This is a genomic window from Mesorhizobium sp. M8A.F.Ca.ET.208.01.1.1, from assembly GCF_004791315.1.
Taxonomy (GTDB): domain Bacteria; phylum Pseudomonadota; class Alphaproteobacteria; order Rhizobiales; family Rhizobiaceae; genus Mesorhizobium.
In genome coordinates, this window is sequence record NZ_SRUT01000418.1 from 1 (window position 1) to 282 (window position 282).

Annotated in this window: 1 pseudogene; it reads right to left on the reverse strand. The window is 68.1% G+C overall.

Going from position 1 to position 282, the window contains the following annotated elements:
* Positions 1–50: 50 nt before the first annotated feature.
* Positions 51–282, reverse strand: a pseudogene (locus EN851_RS35915) (TetR/AcrR family transcriptional regulator); the annotation flags it as partial.

A 282-nucleotide genomic window follows, 5' to 3' on the forward strand; every position in this document is an offset into this window, starting at 1 on the left:
TGCCGTTCCTCCCTGCGCACGCCCCGGTCTTCGCGGAGATCATGCCCGTATCAGAGTGCCACGGCGTCCCTGGCGCGCCCGGAGGGACGCGCGGTGCCATGGCTGATTGTCGCGCCGACCAGGCGCATTGTCATCGAAAGATATGATGCCGTGACTTCGGCGACGGACAGCCGCTCGCCGGGCCGGAACCAGACGATGACGCCGGTCATCATCTGGATCAGCGCCATGGCGGTCAGCCCGGTGTCGTCGATCTCAAAGACGCCGGCCTCGGCGCCGTCGCGC